Raw genomic sequence first — 16,239 nt, 5'->3', positions numbered from 1 at the left:
AACCCGATCTGCTCCCGCTCCAGCGGGCTCAACCTCGACGCCATAACCACCCCAACGAAGATCACGGAAGGGTGTTGGAACCACCAGTTGAGCCCGCCTCCGGGGCCGAATCCTTCCAAGATCTCTGTGCACGAGTTCGCCGAGCCGCTCAGCGGCGGTTGTTCAGCTGCCTCGCGCGGGTTGACTCGATGAAGGCGGCCCAGGCCGACTCGGTGAAGGTCAACGCCGACCCCTGCCGGTCCTTGCTGTCCCGTACGCCGACCGCGTCCGCGAACCCGGCCACCTCGACGCAGTCGCCCTCGCCGCCGGACCGGGACGACGTGCGCCAGACTCCGTCACGCACCATCTGTCATCTCCTTCGCTATCGCCGCGATCAGCTCACGGGACTCGTCGGCGCTCAGCGCCCGCTCGCCGAGGGAGCGCCACGCGTCCTCGTAGATCTCGATCTCGTGGGTCTTGTCAAGGTAGACCGCGCCGCACGGCCCGTCCATGTAGATGGTGGTCGGCTCCGGCTCACGCACCTCGGCCGGGAAGTCGAGCATGGTGAAGGTGCCGGTCTGCGCCCAGCGCACCAGGCCCACATCGAACGGCAGCACCCGGATGCCGATGTTGTGCTGCCGCGACGACACCGCCAGCGAAGCCAGTTGCCGAGCCATCGCCGCACGATCACGCAGCGGCCGGCGCAGCACCGCCTCGCTCAGGATGACGTCGAGGCGGGGAGCGCGAGGAATCGCCCGCGCCAGCAGGCGTTGGCGGCGCAGCCGCACGTCGACCTTCGCCTGACGTTGCTGCTCGTCCATCTGCGGGTGGTCGGTGGCGATGACCTCGGTCATGTACTCGACCGTCTGCAACAGCCCTGGAATGAGGTCGGCTTCGTACTTCCGGATGCGGGTGGCGGCGGCTTCCAGGCCGACGTACAGCTTGAACCAGTCCTTGATCGCTTCGCCGTAGCTGTGCCACCAGCCGTGCGCCTTGGTCTCCCGCGCCAGCGCCCGCATCGTCTCGATCGTCTCCGGGGACGCGCCGTAGACCCGGCACATCGCCGCCACGTCGTTCGGATGCATGGGGACCTGGCCGGTCTCGTAGCGCCAGATCCGGGGTGCCGACCATTCCAATTCCTTGGCCGCCGCGGAAACCGTCACATACGCGTTTTCGCGAAGCTCTCTCAGATATCTGCCGAGTTGCCTCCGTGGAACTGTGCTGCCGGAGTCGTCCACGTCATCTCCCTGGTTGTCGTCGCGTAAGACACCTCGCCCCTTGGTCCGCATTCTGCCGCGAAACATTGCGTTGGGCCAGCCTCAGAATGACCATCGTGGATGACCAACAAAAAGCGAGCCCAGCCGAAGGAGGGTCATGGACCCGGTTGACGACAGCACCGAAGACCTGCCGCTACCGCCCTACGTGACCAAGGAGGACGTCGTATTCGCGCTGAGGGCGGTGATGGTGCACGCTCCCGACAAGCGGGCCGATGGCGAGCGTTGCCGCAAGGATGCGTCTGCCCACCCGTGCCGGCTGTACCGCTGGGGCCGTCGCGTCCTGGAACGGCGCGGCCTGACCGACGCACAGGTGCAGACGCTGATCGCCGGCGGAACGGTGGCCCTGCGATGAGCCGGGTCATCGGAGATCACCTGCCACCATCACAGGTGCGTGCCGCAGCCTTCGACACCCGGTGGCGTGGCCTGCACCCCGGCCAGGTGCGCGACTACCTCGGCCGGGTGGCCGACGAGTTGGAGCGGCTGCACCGCGAACTGATCACCGCCACCACCGAGACGGAACGGATTCGCCGAGCGCTGGTCCAGTGGCAGGCTCGACACACCAGCCGCCGCCACTGTGGCCCGACCACGCCCGACAACCGGCGACCGCGGTGACCGCCCCGCGCTGATCATTCACCTGCCGACCGCGCTGACCAGCCTCGACGAGGTCACCGCCCTGGCCGTGGCGCTGCGGGACTCGCTCGGCCACCTCGCCGTTCTCGACTTCGGCGAGATCACGGTGAGCGAGGAGGACGCGCAGTTTCTGCGTACCCGAGTGTGGTGTGACGCCGTGCTCGGCGGTGCCGGCCGCTGCCGGCGGCGCGACGCCCACGACGGACCCTGCGGCCCCACGCGCACGACGGACCTCGCGGCACGACGCGCACGACGGACCCTGCGCCGCGACCGATGATCGACTCGGGCTTACGGAAGTCGGGGTGTCCGCACGCGGCGGACACCCCGACTTCATGGAAAGCGTGTTGATCAAGCGGCGAGCGGGACGGTCGGGGGCTGGCGGAGCGGCCCCCGACGGGGACTAGCCGCCGTTGATGACGAACTGCGAGCCCGGCTGGATGACGATGTTGCCGTCGGCCGAGTTGGTGATCGTCACGTTCGTCAGGTTGGCGTTACCGCGTGCGCCGCTCATCGCGAGGATGCCCGCGCCGTTGTTCGACCTGTCGATCTTCACATTGGTGATGGCGAGGTTCGGTATGTTGCCACCGCCGTTCTTGAACTGGATGCCGTCGAACGTGGAGTCGATGATGTCGGTGTCCCGGATGGTGACCCCGACGATGTCCCGGGTGGCCGGGAAGATCGTGATGGCGCCGAACTCCTGGTCCTCGTTCCAGAACGCCCCACCGGTGCGGTAGAGCCCGTTGTTGGCGATAAGCGTCGTGCCGGAGAACGGCAACGGGTCGTGGTCGGTCGCCAGCATGATGCCCGGGTAGTTCGCGGTGTCGTAGATCAGGTTGTTCTCGATCGAGTTGTCGTAGCCGCCGTAGATGGCGATGCCGTTCGCCCGCCAGGGCAACTGGATGGTGTTGTTGACGAAGTGGTTGTCGTGGGCGATGTCGACGCTGCGGTCCTTGACGTACGGGTTGGCCCAGACGGCCAGCGCGTCGTCACCGGTGGTGCGGAACGACGAGTTGAACACCCGCGAGTTGCGCGTGCCGTTGCTGAAGTTGATGCCGTCGGCGTACGTGTTGCGGATCCGCATCCCGGTGAACTCCAGCCCGTCGGCCGGCCCCCACAGGTCGGGGATGTTGTCGTAGTCACGACCCACCCAGACACCCACGTTGGCGTGCTCGATCCACACGTTGCTGATCTTCGTGCCGGTGCCGAAGCGACCGTTCAGACCGACGCCGCCCTCACCGTTGCCGTCCCCGCCGCGGATGCGGCCCGAGCCGAAGATGGCGATGTCGGAGATCTGGGTGTTCTTGTCGATGTCGAAGCCGAAGTTGCCCTCGTGCGGGTGGTTGATGCCGCCCACCACGTTCTGCGGCTCGGTCAGCGTGTAGAGCTGCGAGTGCCACATGCCGGCGCCCCGGATCGTGACGTTGCTGATGCCGACCTGGTTGTGCGTACCCCGGTTCAGCGGGTCGTCGGTCAGGATCTTCTGCTCCTGCCGCCACTGCCCGGCGGGGATCCAGACGCAGCCGATGACACCGTTCTGGTCGTCGGTCACCGCCCGCTGGATGGCGGCGGTGTCGTCGAGCCCGTCGTTGGGGACCGCACCGTACGACGTGATCGAGGTGCAGCCGGCCGGTTGGCTCGCCGCCGGGGCCACCTGCTCCAGGTCGATCGTGTCGATGACGTAGAAGGACGCGGTGTCACCCGAGTCGCGCTGCAACTTGAACCGGGTGCCGGCCGGGTACGACTGCGCCAGCAGCGCGTTCGACTCGTCGAAGAGCCGTCGGGCGTCGGCCTGCGGGGTGTTGGTGAGCGCCTCCGGCCCGTCGGTGTTGCCGTAGAGCCAACTGTGCTTCGACGACAGGGTCAGCTTGCGGGAGAACACGTCGTTGACGTAGAGGCTGATGGTCGCCTCGATGCCTCCGCCACCCGCAGCGTCCGGGATGGAGTTGCGCACCACGATCGAGTTGGCCTGGTTGGCCGAGGTGAACTCGACGAACTGGCCGGTGCTGCTGAGCCGTACCGACTTGCGGCCGGACGACTCGCTGGCGAAGTTGGTGTGGCCGAAGGTGCGCAGCGCGTCGGTTTCCAGCAGCGTGCCCTGGTAACGGCCGGCCTCCGCCTCGTAGGAGACGTACGGGACGGCAGCGCCGCGCCCGACCACTATCGACTGGCTGAACGCGTTGTTCGTCTCGTTGGTCTCGGCTACCACGTTCGTGGCGTCGGCGGTGGCGGTGATGGTGGCGCCGCCGCTGGTGGCGGTCCAACTGCCGCTGACGGCCACGGTGGCCGTCGCGCCGGCCGCGATCGAGGCGGTGGTGGTGTTGAGCGTGGTGCCGCCGGCCACCAACCGGGTGACAGTTGTCGCGCCGGTCGCGGTGGTGCCCCGGTTGCGAACCGTCACGGTGAAGGTGACCGATGCCCCGACGGCCGGGTTCGGCGGGTTCGAGGCGATGCCGAGCACCTGCAGATCCGGCCCCGGGGCCTGCGCCACCACGAGCGGCGACGCCGCCGTCAGGCTGTTGTTGCCGTTGTTCTGCTCGACGATCGTGTTCGTCGGGTCCACCACCGCCGTGACGGCGTAGCTGCCCATCGGGCGGGTGCCCGCGTTCACCGACACGGTGGTCGAGGCACCGGCGGCGAGCGCGCCCACCGTGGCACTGCCGACGACCGCGCCGGCCAGACTGAAGTTGACAGTGGTCGCGCCTGCGGACGCCGAGCCGATGTTCTGCACCACTGCCGAGAGCGTGACCGCGCTGACCTCGCTGGGCGACGTCGGCGACCAGGTCACCGAGCCGACCACCAGGTCCGGGTTGGGCGCCGGCGTGCCGCACACCTCGAACTCGGCCACCTGGCCGGACGGTGCGCCGGTGTTGCCGGTGAACCGCAACTGCACGTCCGCCGTGCTCGCGCTGACCGGGATGGTCACCGCGTTGGTGCCCTGGACGAACTGGTAGGCCGCCGCCGACACCAGACTTGTGTACGAGGATGACGCCTGGTCGCGGCCGAGGACCTGGATGGTCTGGGTACGGGTGCCCCAGGCCGAATCCGGGTTGAGCCGCACGGTGACGCCGGAGATCGAGTGGTTGGCGCCGAGCGCCACGGTCAGGTTCTGCGGGTAGCTCGCCGCGCCCTCCCAGTAGGTGCCGAGCTGCCCGTCGTTCGCCTTGTCCGGGGTGAAGCTGAAGGTGGAGCCACTCGCCGTCATGGCCTTGCCCGCTGCCACGTTCGTGCAGGCGGGCGGGTTGCTGCCGGTGCGGGTGACGGTGTTGCTGTTGCCGGACAGGTTGCCCGCGCCGTCGCGGGCGCGGACGTAGTAGGACACGGTGGCGGTCGCCGGCTGGGTGTCCTGGTACGTGAGGACGGTGCCCAGCGTCGCGATCAGGTTGCCGCCCCGGTAGACGTTGTAGCCGGCCAGCCCGCTGCCGCCGGAGTCGGTGGAGGCGCCCCAGGTGAGCGTGATCGTGCTGCCCGACGTGCTCTGCGACAGCGTCCCCGGGGTGCTCGGCGCGGTGGTGTCACCGCTGCCGGTACGGGTCACCGTGTTGCTGTTGCCGGAGAGGTTGCCGGCGGCGTCGCGGGCCCGGACGTAGTACGACACGGTCGCCGTGGCCGGCTGGGTGTCGTTGAAGGTTGTCACGTTCCCGATCGACTGGAGGAACGCGCCGTTGCGGTAGACGTCGTAGCCGGCGATGCCGCTGCCGCCCGCGTTGTCGGTGGAGGCGACCCAGGTGAGGCCGATCGTGGTGCCCGACTGGGTGTAGGAGAGGTTGCTCGGCACGCTCGGCGCGGTGGTGTCCGGGGTGGTGCCGCCGCTGCCGTACACCTCCAGCTCGGAGAGCTGTCCGGCCGGCCAGCCGCTGTTGGCGGTGATGGTGATCCGGACGTACCGGGTGGAGGTTGCACCGACGTTGATCGTGACCGTGTTGCCGGTCGCCGGGTTGAAGGTGTACGTCTGCGACCCGACCAGGTCGGTGAAGGACGAACCGTTGGTGCTCCCCCGCACGCTCAGCGTCTGCGTCCGGGTGCCCCAACCGGAGGTCGGCAGCTTCAGCACGACCTGGTTGACGCTCTGCGACGAGCCGAGATCGACCTGCACCCACTGCGGGAAGGCGTTGTTGACGCTCTCCCAGTAGCTGCCCGCGTTGCCGTCGACGACCTTCGACGAGTCGTAGACGTCGGCGTGGCCGCTCTCCTGGGTGGGGCGGCCCTGGGCGAGGTTTGTGGCCGCCGCGGCGAACCCGCTGCTCGGTGCGGCCGCGGCTGCGGTGGCGGTCGGGCGGGCGGCAGCCGGGTTCGCGAGGGCTGTCGCTCCGGCCGTGGCGATCAGCGTGGCGGCGGCCGTGGCCGCCACCATCCTGAACAGATTCGTTCGTCTCATCACTGTCCTTGTCGTCGGGGGACGGTTGCCGCGCGGTGGCGGGACCACGGGGTGGGGGTGCGGCGGTGCGGCGCCGGCAGATGCGAGGCCGGTGTCGAGAGAGACGGGGTGGCACGGGCGGCGCGGGGGTGCCGCTCGACCTGCAAAACCGGGCCCCCCATGGAGGCCCGTTGAATCTTCCGAGGGCATGCACAGAACCGTGCATGCCTTTGTCGAAATCTTGCGCTACTTTGGCCAAAGGTTACTGACGTGCTACGGGAGCGTCAACACTTCGACCACCGTGACTATTGATGGGCTTGCCTGCCCTGCGGGCCACTGCCCGCGCCGACCTGCGCACACGTCGGGGAAGGTGCCGCCTCCCGACGACTGGAGGCCACACCTTCCCCTAGGCTGCTCGGATCTTGCGTCAGCTCGTACGGGAACGATCAGGCGTCTGTAGACCTCCGGACGAAGGTCTCCAGCAGCTCCCCGCCGTACCAGTCGGAGCGCTCGCCCACGTGTGTCATGCCCAGCCTCCGGGCGACGGCCATCGACGGGTCGTTGCCCGGCGACACGAGCGCGTAGATCTCCGAGGTGCCGGTGGCGAACTCCCGCGCCAGGAGCGCCCGGGCCGCCTCGGTGGCGTAGCCGTGACCCCACGAGTCCGGGTGCAGGTGCCAGCCCGTCTCGATGTCCTCGGTGAGCTCCGTCTCGGGCGTACCCGGCAGCGGCTTGAGCAACACCGTGCCTGCCACCAGCCCGGTCTCGCGTACCTCGATCGCCCAGGTGCCGTACCGGCCGCCGTCGTCGGCGTGCCGGTCGCGCCAGAACCGCAACCGCTCGACGGCCTGGGCCGGGTCAGTCATCGGCAGGTCCGGCGACACGGCCAGCCACCGGGTGATCTCGGGACGGGAGTAGATGTCGTAGATCCGGGCCAGGTCGGCCGGATCGTCGGTCCAGTCGCGCAGGATGAGACGGTCGGTGGTGAGAACAGTCATGACAGGCGATCTTAGGAGTGGCGGACCCGACGAGGGGGAAAAGGATCACGATGGGCAGCGGTTGGCAACGGGCGAAGCGGATCACCAGCGCCGCGTTCCGTCCGATGCGTGGACGGGACCTGTCGCTGCACGCCGCCGCGATCACCTTCTACGGCGCGATCGCGGTGGTGCCGGTCGCCCTGCTGGCGATCTGGCTCACCGCGCTCGTGGCCGGGGCCGATCGGGTACGCCGGCTCACCTCGTACGCCGTGGAAGCCCTGCCCACCGCGATCGGCGCACCACGGGCGGTGGACGCGCTCGTCGGCGCCGGGGTGGAGCTGACCCCGCTGCTGGCACTGGCCTCCCTGTTGCCCGCGTCGCTGTACGGCGAGGGTCTGCGCCGGGCGTTCGTCTCGGTTGCCGCACCCCGCTCCGACGAGCACCTGATCGGCTGGCGGGGTCGGCTGCTGCTGCTGCCCCTGCTCGCGCCGGCCCCCGCCCTGCTGCTGTCGATCCTGCTCGCGCTGCCGCTGACCACCCGCCTCGTCCGCCAGGGCGGCTGGCTCGGCGTGCTCGGCGTGGTGCTGTCGTTCCTGGCCGTCTGGCTGGTGCTCACGCCGGTGCTGGTGTGGGTGTTCCGGGTGGTCGGCCCGGCATCACCGGACTGGCTCTCCACACTCGCGGTCGGGTCGTTCACCGCGGCGAACCTCTCCGGCTTCCTGCACGGCTTCGTGCTCTTCGCCTCCCTCCCACTGGACCTGGGCGTGCCGTTCGGCGGCTTCGACGAGATCGGCGCCGGCGTGGCCGTACTCCTCTGGCTCTACCTGTTCCACGTGATCGTCCTGGCCGGCTACTCCGCCACCCTGGCCCTCTCCCGCTGGCGCACCCCCACCCCCACCCCTGACCCCGGTTGATCATGAGGTTATCGCTGCGACACGCCGCGGCGGGTGGCAATAACTCCATGATCAACGGGGCTCAGGGCGGGGCAGGGAGGGGCGGGGCAGGGAGGGGCGGGGTTAGGGGGTGTTGAGGGCTTTGGTGGGGGTTTGGCGGGCGGCTTGGATGGACGGGTAGACGCCGGCGACCACGCCGACCAGGAGCGCGCCGGCGACTCCGCCCAGCACCGCGATCACCGGGACGGTGGGCGGCCAGCCCTGATAGCTGGCGTAGCCGATTGTCGCGAGCAGCCCGAGGGCCGCCCCGGCCGTGCCGCCGAGCGCGCTGAGCAGCACCGACTCGGTGAGGAACTGCACCCGGATCTGGCCGCGGTTCGCGCCGAGCGCCCGGCGCAGGCCGATCTCCCGACGGCGCTCCAGCACCGAGATGACCATCGTGTTGGCCACGCCGATCCCGCCGACCAGCAGGGCGACCGCCGCCAACCCGAGGAACAGCGCGGAGAAGCTGTTCTCCGTGGCCCGTTTCGCGGCGAGCGCGTCGGAGGGGCGGCTGACCTGCACCAGCCCGGGAAGCTGCGGGTTGAGGGTGGCCGGCAGCACGGCGCGGACGTCCTCCAACGCGTCCTCCCGGGCCCGCAGGTAGACGACAGTGGGGTGACCGTCGAAGCCGAGCATGGCCGTGGCGGCGTCCCACCCGACAAGCACCGAGCGGTCGAGATCCGGGGAGAGCGGCAACGGGTCCAGGATGCCGATCACGGTGAACCAGCGCTCGCCGATGAACACCTGGGGTGGTTGCCGGGGGTCCACGCTGTCGAATCCGAGCCGGCCCGCCGCGACGTACCCGAGGACGGCCGTCGGCAGCCCGGCCGTTCCCGCGTCGAGGGGCCGGCCGCTGCGGACCCGGCCGTTCACCGTCTCCAACAGGCCGGGCCGGGACGCGAGCACGCTGAGCCCGGAGGTGTCGTACCTGTCCACCAGGTCGTTGCGGCGTACCACCGTGTGGGTGTTCGCGACAGCGCTCGCGGTCAGGACCGGGCCGATCCGCTTCGCCATGGCGTCGGCGTCCCCGGGCAGCAGCACCTGCGGGTTCTGGTCCGGCACCGGCTCCGCGCGCAGCAGGTTGGTGCCGAGGGCGGAGAGTTGATCCATCAGGTCACGGTGGCTGGACGCAGGGATCCCCACCACGACGACGAGCGTGGCGATGCCGATGGAGATGCCCAGGGCGGAGAGGACCGCCCGCATCCGGCGGGTGGTGATCCCGAGCAGACCAAGCCGGAGTACGTCGACAGGGGCGAGCCGGGTCGGCCGACCACCACCCGGCGTGGCGTTCACTCCCGGCTCCCGGCACCGGTGTCGGCGACGATCCGGCCGTCGCGGATCTCCACCTGTCGAGGCGTACGGGCGGCGAGATCGCGATCGTGGGTGATCACGGCAATTGTGGTTCCCTCCGCGTTCAGATCCGTGAGCAGGGACAGGACCGCCTCACCGGTGACCGTGTCGAGGGCGCCGGTCGGCTCGTCGGCCAGCACCAACGCCGGTTCGTTGACGAGTGCGCGGGCTATCGCCACCCGCTGCCGCTCGCCGCCGGACAGCTGGTTCGGCAGATGGCCGACCCGGTGCGCCAGGCCCACCCGGCCCAACGCCTCGACGGCGGTACGACGGCGGCGACGGCGGGGCACCCCGGCGTACAGCAGACCGGTGGCGACGTTCTCGGCGGCGTCCAAACCGTCGGTGAGGTGGAACTGCTGGAAGACGAAGCCGAGCCACCGACCCCGCAACGCGGAGAGCCGGCGGTCGGACAGCGCGGTGACCTCCTGCCCGGCGATCCGGACGCGACCGCTGCTCGGCAGGTCGAGGGTGCCCATGATGTTCAGCAGGGTGGACTTGCCGGACCCGGACGGCCCGACGATGGCGAGCATCTCCCCGGCGCGGACGGTCAGGGAGACGTCGTCCAGGGCGGTTACCCCGCCCGGGTACGTCCGGCTCACCCGCTCGACGCTCAGCACCGGCTCCGCGATCATGACGCCGTCACCACGTCGAGGCCCTCGGTCACACCCGCGCCGGTGATCTCGACCAGGCCCCGGGCGAACATCCCGGTCTCCACGGCCACCAGCCGACCGTCGGGCAGTTGGAGCGCGTGGCCGCCCTCGCGAAGCGCCACGAGTGCGCCGACCGGCACCGTGAGCACGTTCTTGTGGACGGTGGTGGTGAACCGGACCTGGACTGCCGCCGCGTCCAGCTTGGCCACGTCCGCCGCCCGGACCGGCGCGACGAGGACGTCCACTGTCGGCGGGCTGTTCTGCCCCGTCCCATCGTCCGACCCTCCGCCCCGCACCGTGTGCGAGACGGAGGCGACCTTGGCCGGGATCTCGGAGCCGTCGGGCAGGGCGACGGACACCGTCGCGCCCACCGCGATGGCGCCCACCTCGGTGGCCCCGACCGGCACGGTGACCAGCTTGACCTTCTCGGTGACCGACAGCAGCGCGCCGGCGACCGGGTCACCGGGCAGCGCCTGCACCGCGCTGACCCGGACCGGCCCGGTCAACACGGCCACCTGCCCGACCCCGATGGTGCCTGTCGGTTCCAGACCGACGGACTGCTGCCACTTCTTGATCGAGGCGATCAGGCTCTCCGTGAGCAGGGCCTGGCCCGCGCCGATCTTCGTGCCGTCCTTACCCCGCGACGGCTGCGCGCCGGTGTGGAAGCCCAACGCCTTCAGGTTGTCCCCGACGATTCGTACGTCGCTGCCCACCAGGCCGGGCTTGTCGAGCGTGCGGAACAGCGGAGTCCCGCCGAACAGCACCGGCACCGGTCGGTCGTTGACCCAGTAGAGCGGTTTGCCCCGCGCCACCGTGTCGCCCACCTTCGGCAGCCGGGTGACGACGCCCTCCCCGGCCCCCTTCACCAGCCGCTCCGGACCGAAGCCGAGCGCCCCGCCGAGCGAGCGGCTGTCCGACAGGTCGGCGCGGGTCACAGTCGTCGTGGTCAGCGTCGGTGCGGCGGTCGCGGCGTCACCGCGAGGTTCGTGGCGCAGGGCCAGCACCCCGACGCCGACGGCGACCACGAGCGTCACCGTCGCCACGACGAGCGCGGTACGCCTGGTCGTCCGCGGACCGCGTCCGTCGGTCGGGCTACCTGTGGGCACCGAAGACCTCCATCGTGCATTCCTTGTCGACCTTGGCCAGCGCGGGACCGTCAAGACCGTTCGACGGGTTGGCGACTCCGTCGTCGTAGGTCCACCCGGAGCCGTCCGGCAACGAGTGGATCTTCATCCCGCGCCCGCGCAGGCACTGCACGTAGTCGTTCCACTGGCTCACGTAGTTCGGGTTCTTGTCCCGGTCCAGCTCCGGCGGCTGGAGTGGCAGCTTGTTGGCGCAGGCCACGTACGCCGCCTTCGGCTCCCCGCTCTGGTCCAGGGAGAGCCCCGGGCCGTCGCCCACCGCACCGGCCGACCGTCCCTTGTTCTCCTGCACCCCGTGGTCTCGCAGACAGACGTTGTAGGTCATCCAGAACTGCTGCCCCTCCTCCTCGGTCGTGTCCAGGCGGAGCTGCGGCCGACCGTTGGCGGCACCCCCGGTGGGGGTCCCGCTCGTCGGGGCGGACGGGGTGGTGAGGGAGGCCACGTCGCCCGTACCACTGGCGGTGCCCTGGTCGGCGTCGGACGCCCCGCCGCAGCCGGTCAGTGCGGCGAGCAGGGTCACCGCGGCGAGTCCGGCCGCGACTCGATTGGTTGCCTTCGTCATGACAGCCAGCCTCACGCGTACCTGTCAGAGACCTGTCAAGATCCGGTCGTGATCCGGTAGTCCCAGCTCAGCGGCACCGGAGGACGACACCACTGTCACGTACAGTCGCTGCCGTGTGCGCGTACGTGCTGGTAGCCGAGGACGACCAGAAGCAGGCGGAGCTGGCTCGCCGCTACCTGGAACGCGAGGGGCACGAGGTGCTCGTGGTGGGCGACGGGCGGGCCGCGCTGGAGCAGATCCGGCAACGGCCGCCGGCACTGCTGGTCCTGGACGTGATGATGCCGAAGGTCGACGGGCTGGACGTCTGTCGCATCCTGCGCCGGGAGTCCGACCTGCCGGTGCTCATGGTGACCGCCCGATCGACCGAGGACGACCTGCTGCTCGGCCTCGACCTGGGCGCCGACGACTACCTGACGAAGCCGTACAGCCCGCGTGAGCTGGTCGCGCGGGCCCGCAGCCTGCTGCGCCGGACCCAGCGGACGATGCGGCAGACCGACCCGGTGCTGCGGGTCGGCGCCCTGCACGTCGACCCGGTCCGCCACGAGGTACGCAGCGACGGACACGTCGTCGACTGCACCCCGGGCGAGTTCCAACTGCTCCAGGCGATGGCCGCCCAGCCCGCCCGGGCGTTCACCAGGGATCAGCTGCTGGGCTACCTGCACGGGTTCGACAGGTACATCACCAACCGGACCGTCGACATGCACGTGATGAACCTCCGCCGGAAGATCGAGCCCAATCCGCGTAAGCCGACCCGCCTGGTGACCGTGTACGGCGTCGGCTACAAGCTGGTCGAGGAGCCACACCGTGGCGCGTGAGGTGCCGTTACGCCGCAGCCTGCTGCTCCGGCTGCTGGCCCTGGCCGTCCTCATCGCGGTCGGGTCGATCGCGGCCACCGCCTGGCTGGCCGTCCGCACCACCACCGGGGCGATCCGCCAGGAGCAGGGCCAGGCCCTCGCCGACGACGCCCGCGTCTACGACACGCTGCTCGCGTACGCGGCCACCCACCCCAGCTGGGACGGGGTCGAGGAGACCCTTCGACCGCTCGCGCAGTCCGTCGACCGGCGAATCGCCCTGACCACCGAGGCCGGCGCGCCGATCGCCGACTCGGCGCCCGGGGCGGGCCCGCTCCCGACGACGTCCTCCGCGACCGTCGACGCGCTCGCCGTCGACACCACCCTGATGCCCGGCACCACCCCCGCGACCGGAGCGGACGGCGGCACCAGCCGGATCGACCCGCGCACCACCGGGCCGTACCTGCTCCGGCCGGAGGAGCGCGCCGCGCTGCGCGCCAGGGCGGCCGAGGCGGTCCAGTGCCTGCGCCTGCGGGCGCAGATCGACGCCACAGTCGTGGACGGGCCCACCGGCCGCCCCCGCATCGACACCCCCGGCACCGACCTCGCCGACAGTGCGGCCTGCGTGCAGCAAAGGGATGATCTCGCGAGCCGTACGGCCACCGAGGGCAAGGCGCTCGCCCAGCTCAACGCACTTGTCAACACCTGCCTGGCGCGGCGGCGCCTGCCCCCCGTACAGGTGGACCTGAACTGGACCTGGACGAGACAGCCGGCGGCCAGCGCCGCCGGCGACTCCCGTGGCGCGGCCGAGGTCGACCAGGAGCACAACCTCGCGGTCAGCGCCTGTGTCGGCACCAGTCGCCGGGAACAGTTGCTCCCCTACGTGGCCCCGGCGGCAACCCTCTTCGTCACCAACCCGGGTGGCGCCCCGTCGACCACCTTCGACCTGTCCCGCGCCAACCAGGCCCGCATCGTCGCGGTCGCCGGTCTGGTCCTGCTGGTGGCGGTCGGCTGCACAGTCCTCGCCGGCATCCGGTTGACCCGGCCGCTGCACGCCCTGACCGGGGCGGCCCAGCGGATGCGCGACGGCGACGGATCCGCCCGGGTCCGGGTCACCGGCCGCGACGAGATCGCCCGGCTGGCCGAGGTCTTCAACGACATGGCCGAACGGCGCGAGCGGCTGGAGCAGCTACGCCGGGCGATGGTGAGCGACATCGCCCACGAGATGCGGACCCCAGTGAGCAACATCCGCGGCTGGCTGGAAGCGGTCGAGGACGGCGTCGCGGCCCCCGACCGCCGACTGCTCTCCTCACTGTTGGAGGAGGCCACCCTCCTCCAACATGTGATCACCGACCTTCAGGACCTGGCCCAGGCCGACGCCGGCGCGCTGCGGCTGCACCGCGAGCAGGTCTACCTCGCCGACCTGCTGGCCCAGGTGGCCGACGTGTCCCGGGTCCAGGCGGACCGGGCCGGCGTCACCCTGCTGCTGCGGACCGACGCCGACCCGCAGGTGGACGCCGACCCGGTGCGGCTGCGCCAGGCCGTCGGCAACCTGGTCGGCAACGCCGTACGACACACCCCGCCGGGCGGGCGCGTGACGATAGGCGCCGACGCGACGGACGCCGAGGTCGTCATCACCGTCACCGACACCGGCAGTGGAATCAGCGCCGAGGACCTGCCCCGGGTGTTCGACCGCTTCTGGCGGGCGGAGAAGTCCCGGAGCCGGCAGACCGGCGGCAGCGGCCTGGGCCTCGCCATCGTGCGCAAACTCGTCGAGGCCCACGGCGGCACGATCACTGCCGCCAGCGCCCCCACCCGAGGCTCCACCTTCACCCTCCGCCTCCCCACTACTCCTGAAGGTTCACGGGCTGTTTCGTAAGAACTGGCCGGCCTGCGGAGGGGTGACCGGGACCGGTGGCCCGGACTAGGCTGCGGCGGCATGAGCAGTGCGATTCCGGCCCGCGCCGACGTGGTGATCATCGGTGCCGGGCACAACGGTCTGGTCTCCGCCGTGCTGCTGGCCCGCGCCGGCCTGGACGTGCTCGTGGTGGAGGCCGCCGACGTGCTCGGCGGCGCGACCCGCACCGAGAACCCGTTCCCGAAGGTGCCCGCGCTGCGGCACTCCACCGGCTCGTACCTGCTCGGGCTGATGCCCCCGGAGCTGCTCGCCACGCTCGACGTCCGGATCCCGGTGCTGCGCCGCGACCCGCACTACTTCCTGCCCACCCCGGGTGGCCTCGGCTCGCCGTACCTGCTCTTCGGCCGCGACACCGCCGCCACCCGGGCGCAGCTCGCCGAGTTCTTCTCCCCCGCCGACGTGGCCGCCGACGACGCCATGCAGGCCGAGCTGGCCGCGCTGCGCGACGACCTCGCCCCGGCCTGGCTGGCCGAACCGCTGAGCGTCGAGGAGACCGCCGAGCGGCACGTCCGCCCGGCGCTGCGGCAGGTCTTCGTCGACCTCGTGCGGGGCTCGGTCGCCGATTACCTGGCCCGGTTCGAGTTCCGCTCCGAGCTGCTGGTCAGCATGTACGCGGTCACCGACGGCCTGTCCGGGCTCAACGCCGGCCCGGACGACAGCGGCACCGGCCACAACTTCCTCGTGCACAACATGTGCCGGCTGCCCGGCTCCGGCGGCACCTGGATGATCGCCGAGGGTGGGATGGGCACGGTCTCCCGGACGTTCGCCGAGGCCGCGCGCGCCGCCGGAGCGACGATCCTGACCGGTACGCCGGTGAGCGCGGTGACGCTTGACGGCGGCGCGGCCAGCGGAGTGGTGCTGGCCGACGGTCGGCAGGTCGCGGCGCGTGTGGTGCTCGGCGCGTGTGACCCGTACCGGCTGATCGACCTGTTGCCCGACGGCGCGCTCCCGGCGCCGCTCGGCCAACGGATGGCGGCGGTCCGCCGCCCCGGCACCACACTGAAACTCAACCTGGCGCTCAGCGGGCTGCCGCGGTTCTCCTGCCTGCCGGCCGGCGCGCCGAGCCCGTTCGGCTCGACCATCCACCTGCTGCCCGGCTCGGCCTCGCTGGTCGGCGGGGACGCCACCTCGCCGATGACCGCGCTGCGCGACATGTGGGCGGACGTGCGGGCCGGGCGGCTGCCGGCGGAGCCGACAATCGAGTGGTACCTGCACACGACAGTCGACCCGTCGCTCTCCGACCCCGCCGGGCACCACTCGTCGGCGCTCTTCGTCCAGTCGGTCCCCTACGAGCTGGCCGACACCACCTGGGACGCGGCGCTGCCCGGCTACGTCGACCGGCTCATCGGCATCGTCGAACGGTACGCCCCCGGCACCGGTGACCTGATCGCCGACGCGGTGCCGCTCCCCCCGCCCGGCATCGAGGCGCACTTCGGCATCACCGGCGGGCACATCCACCACGTCGACAACACCGTCTCGTTCACCGACCGGATGCCCTACGCGACAGGCATCGACGGCGTGTACGCGGGCAGCGCCGGCTGCCACCCGGCCGGCAGCGTCATCGGCGCAGCCGGCCACAACGCCGCCCGCCGAATCCTCTCCGACCTAACGCCCTAACCCCACCCCCGCCCCCCCACCCCGCCCCCCGCCCCCGCCCCCGCCCGAGGCGGTTGA

General features: G+C 71.0%; 15 protein-coding genes. 7 read left to right on the top strand and 8 right to left on the bottom strand.

Annotated features, from left to right (window positions below; genetic code table 11):
• Nucleotides 1-148 precede the first annotated feature (148 nt).
• Nucleotides 149-346 (bottom strand): DUF397 domain-containing protein, encoded by a 198-nt coding sequence (locus tag ACPXBU_RS34140; RefSeq protein ID WP_425761311.1) that lies wholly within the window; start codon nucleotides 344-346, stop codon nucleotides 149-151.
• Nucleotides 336-1,217 (bottom strand): helix-turn-helix domain-containing protein, encoded by an 882-nt coding sequence (locus ACPXBU_RS34135; protein ID WP_425761310.1) that lies wholly within the window; start codon nucleotides 1,215-1,217, stop codon nucleotides 336-338. Before ACPXBU_RS34135 ends, ACPXBU_RS34140 begins: the two co-directional genes overlap by 11 nt.
• A gap of 136 nt (nucleotides 1,218-1,353) precedes the next feature.
• Between ACPXBU_RS34135 and ACPXBU_RS34130 the strand changes: the two genes are divergently transcribed.
• The 3 genes from ACPXBU_RS34130 to ACPXBU_RS34120 are packed head-to-tail and all read left to right on the top strand — an operon-like array spanning nucleotide 1,354 to nucleotide 2,163.
• Nucleotides 1,354-1,608 carry a hypothetical protein gene (locus tag ACPXBU_RS34130; protein WP_425761309.1) on the top strand — a complete coding sequence of 85 codons (255 nt, stop codon included), beginning with the start codon at nucleotides 1,354-1,356 and terminating at the stop codon, nucleotides 1,606-1,608.
• A complete protein-coding gene (locus tag ACPXBU_RS34125) occupies nucleotides 1,605-1,868 on the top strand; it encodes a DivIVA domain-containing protein (RefSeq protein ID WP_425761308.1) in 264 nt (87 codons plus the stop codon). Before ACPXBU_RS34130 ends, ACPXBU_RS34125 begins: the two co-directional genes overlap by 4 nt.
• Entirely contained in the window at nucleotides 1,831-2,163 is a 333-nt protein-coding gene (locus ACPXBU_RS34120; protein ID WP_425761307.1) for a hypothetical protein, read from the top strand. The genes ACPXBU_RS34125 and ACPXBU_RS34120 overlap by 38 nt, the downstream gene beginning before the upstream one ends.
• Before the next feature lie 123 nt (nucleotides 2,164-2,286).
• Here the strand turns inward: ACPXBU_RS34120 and ACPXBU_RS34115 are convergent, their stop codons facing one another.
• A complete protein-coding gene (locus ACPXBU_RS34115; protein WP_425761306.1) occupies nucleotides 2,287-6,261 on the bottom strand; it encodes a CARDB domain-containing protein in 3,975 nt (1,324 codons plus the stop codon).
• A gap of 425 nt (nucleotides 6,262-6,686) precedes the next feature.
• Complete coding sequence (locus ACPXBU_RS34110; RefSeq protein ID WP_425761305.1) at nucleotides 6,687-7,238, bottom strand: GNAT family N-acetyltransferase; 552 nt, start codon at nucleotides 7,236-7,238, stop codon at nucleotides 6,687-6,689.
• A 50-nt stretch (nucleotides 7,239-7,288) separates the two neighbouring features.
• On the opposite strand from ACPXBU_RS34110, the gene ACPXBU_RS34105 reads away from it, so the two are divergent.
• Nucleotides 7,289-8,131, top strand: a complete 843-nt coding sequence (locus ACPXBU_RS34105; protein WP_425761304.1) for a YhjD/YihY/BrkB family envelope integrity protein — start codon at nucleotides 7,289-7,291, stop codon at nucleotides 8,129-8,131.
• 102 nt (nucleotides 8,132-8,233) lie between these two features.
• Here the strand turns inward: ACPXBU_RS34105 and ACPXBU_RS34100 are convergent, their stop codons facing one another.
• The 4 genes from ACPXBU_RS34100 to ACPXBU_RS34085 are packed head-to-tail and all read right to left on the bottom strand — an operon-like array spanning nucleotide 8,234 to nucleotide 11,856.
• Nucleotides 8,234-9,445: an ABC transporter permease gene (locus tag ACPXBU_RS34100; RefSeq protein WP_425761303.1), complete on the bottom strand. Its 1,212-nt coding sequence runs from the start codon at nucleotides 9,443-9,445 to the stop codon at nucleotides 8,234-8,236.
• Entirely contained in the window at nucleotides 9,442-10,134 is a 693-nt protein-coding gene (locus ACPXBU_RS34095; RefSeq protein ID WP_393373029.1) for an ABC transporter ATP-binding protein, read from the bottom strand. The genes ACPXBU_RS34100 and ACPXBU_RS34095 overlap by 4 nt, the downstream gene beginning before the upstream one ends.
• Entirely contained in the window at nucleotides 10,131-11,258 is a 1,128-nt protein-coding gene (locus tag ACPXBU_RS34090) for an efflux RND transporter periplasmic adaptor subunit (RefSeq protein ID WP_425761302.1), read from the bottom strand. Before ACPXBU_RS34090 ends, ACPXBU_RS34095 begins: the two co-directional genes overlap by 4 nt.
• Entirely contained in the window at nucleotides 11,245-11,856 is a 612-nt protein-coding gene (locus ACPXBU_RS34085; RefSeq protein WP_425761301.1) for a hypothetical protein, read from the bottom strand. Before ACPXBU_RS34085 ends, ACPXBU_RS34090 begins: the two co-directional genes overlap by 14 nt.
• A 113-nt stretch (nucleotides 11,857-11,969) precedes the next feature.
• Here ACPXBU_RS34085 and ACPXBU_RS34080 point away from each other — a divergent pair, with 113 nt between their 5' ends.
• Genes ACPXBU_RS34080 through ACPXBU_RS34070 form a run of 3 tightly spaced genes read left to right on the top strand, consistent with a single transcriptional unit; the run spans nucleotide 11,970 to nucleotide 16,182 of the window.
• A complete protein-coding gene (locus tag ACPXBU_RS34080; protein WP_393373021.1) occupies nucleotides 11,970-12,671 on the top strand; it encodes a response regulator transcription factor in 702 nt (233 codons plus the stop codon).
• The gene (locus ACPXBU_RS34075) at nucleotides 12,661-14,526 is read left to right on the top strand and encodes a HAMP domain-containing sensor histidine kinase (RefSeq protein ID WP_425761300.1); all 1,866 of its coding nucleotides are present in this window, start codon (nucleotides 12,661-12,663) and stop codon (nucleotides 14,524-14,526) included. The genes ACPXBU_RS34080 and ACPXBU_RS34075 overlap by 11 nt, the downstream gene beginning before the upstream one ends.
• Nucleotides 14,527-14,586: 60 nt before the next feature.
• On the top strand, nucleotides 14,587-16,182 hold the full coding sequence (locus ACPXBU_RS34070) for a phytoene desaturase family protein (protein WP_393373017.1): 1,596 nt from the start codon (nucleotides 14,587-14,589) through the stop codon (nucleotides 16,180-16,182).
• The last annotated feature ends 57 nt before the right edge of the window (nucleotides 16,183-16,239 follow it).

The organism is Micromonospora sp. DT231, assembly GCF_049847025.1.
Taxonomy (GTDB): domain Bacteria; phylum Actinomycetota; class Actinomycetes; order Mycobacteriales; family Micromonosporaceae; genus Micromonospora.
Note: the sequence above shows the minus strand (reverse complement) of the source record. Positions and strands in the feature narration are given on the sequence as shown.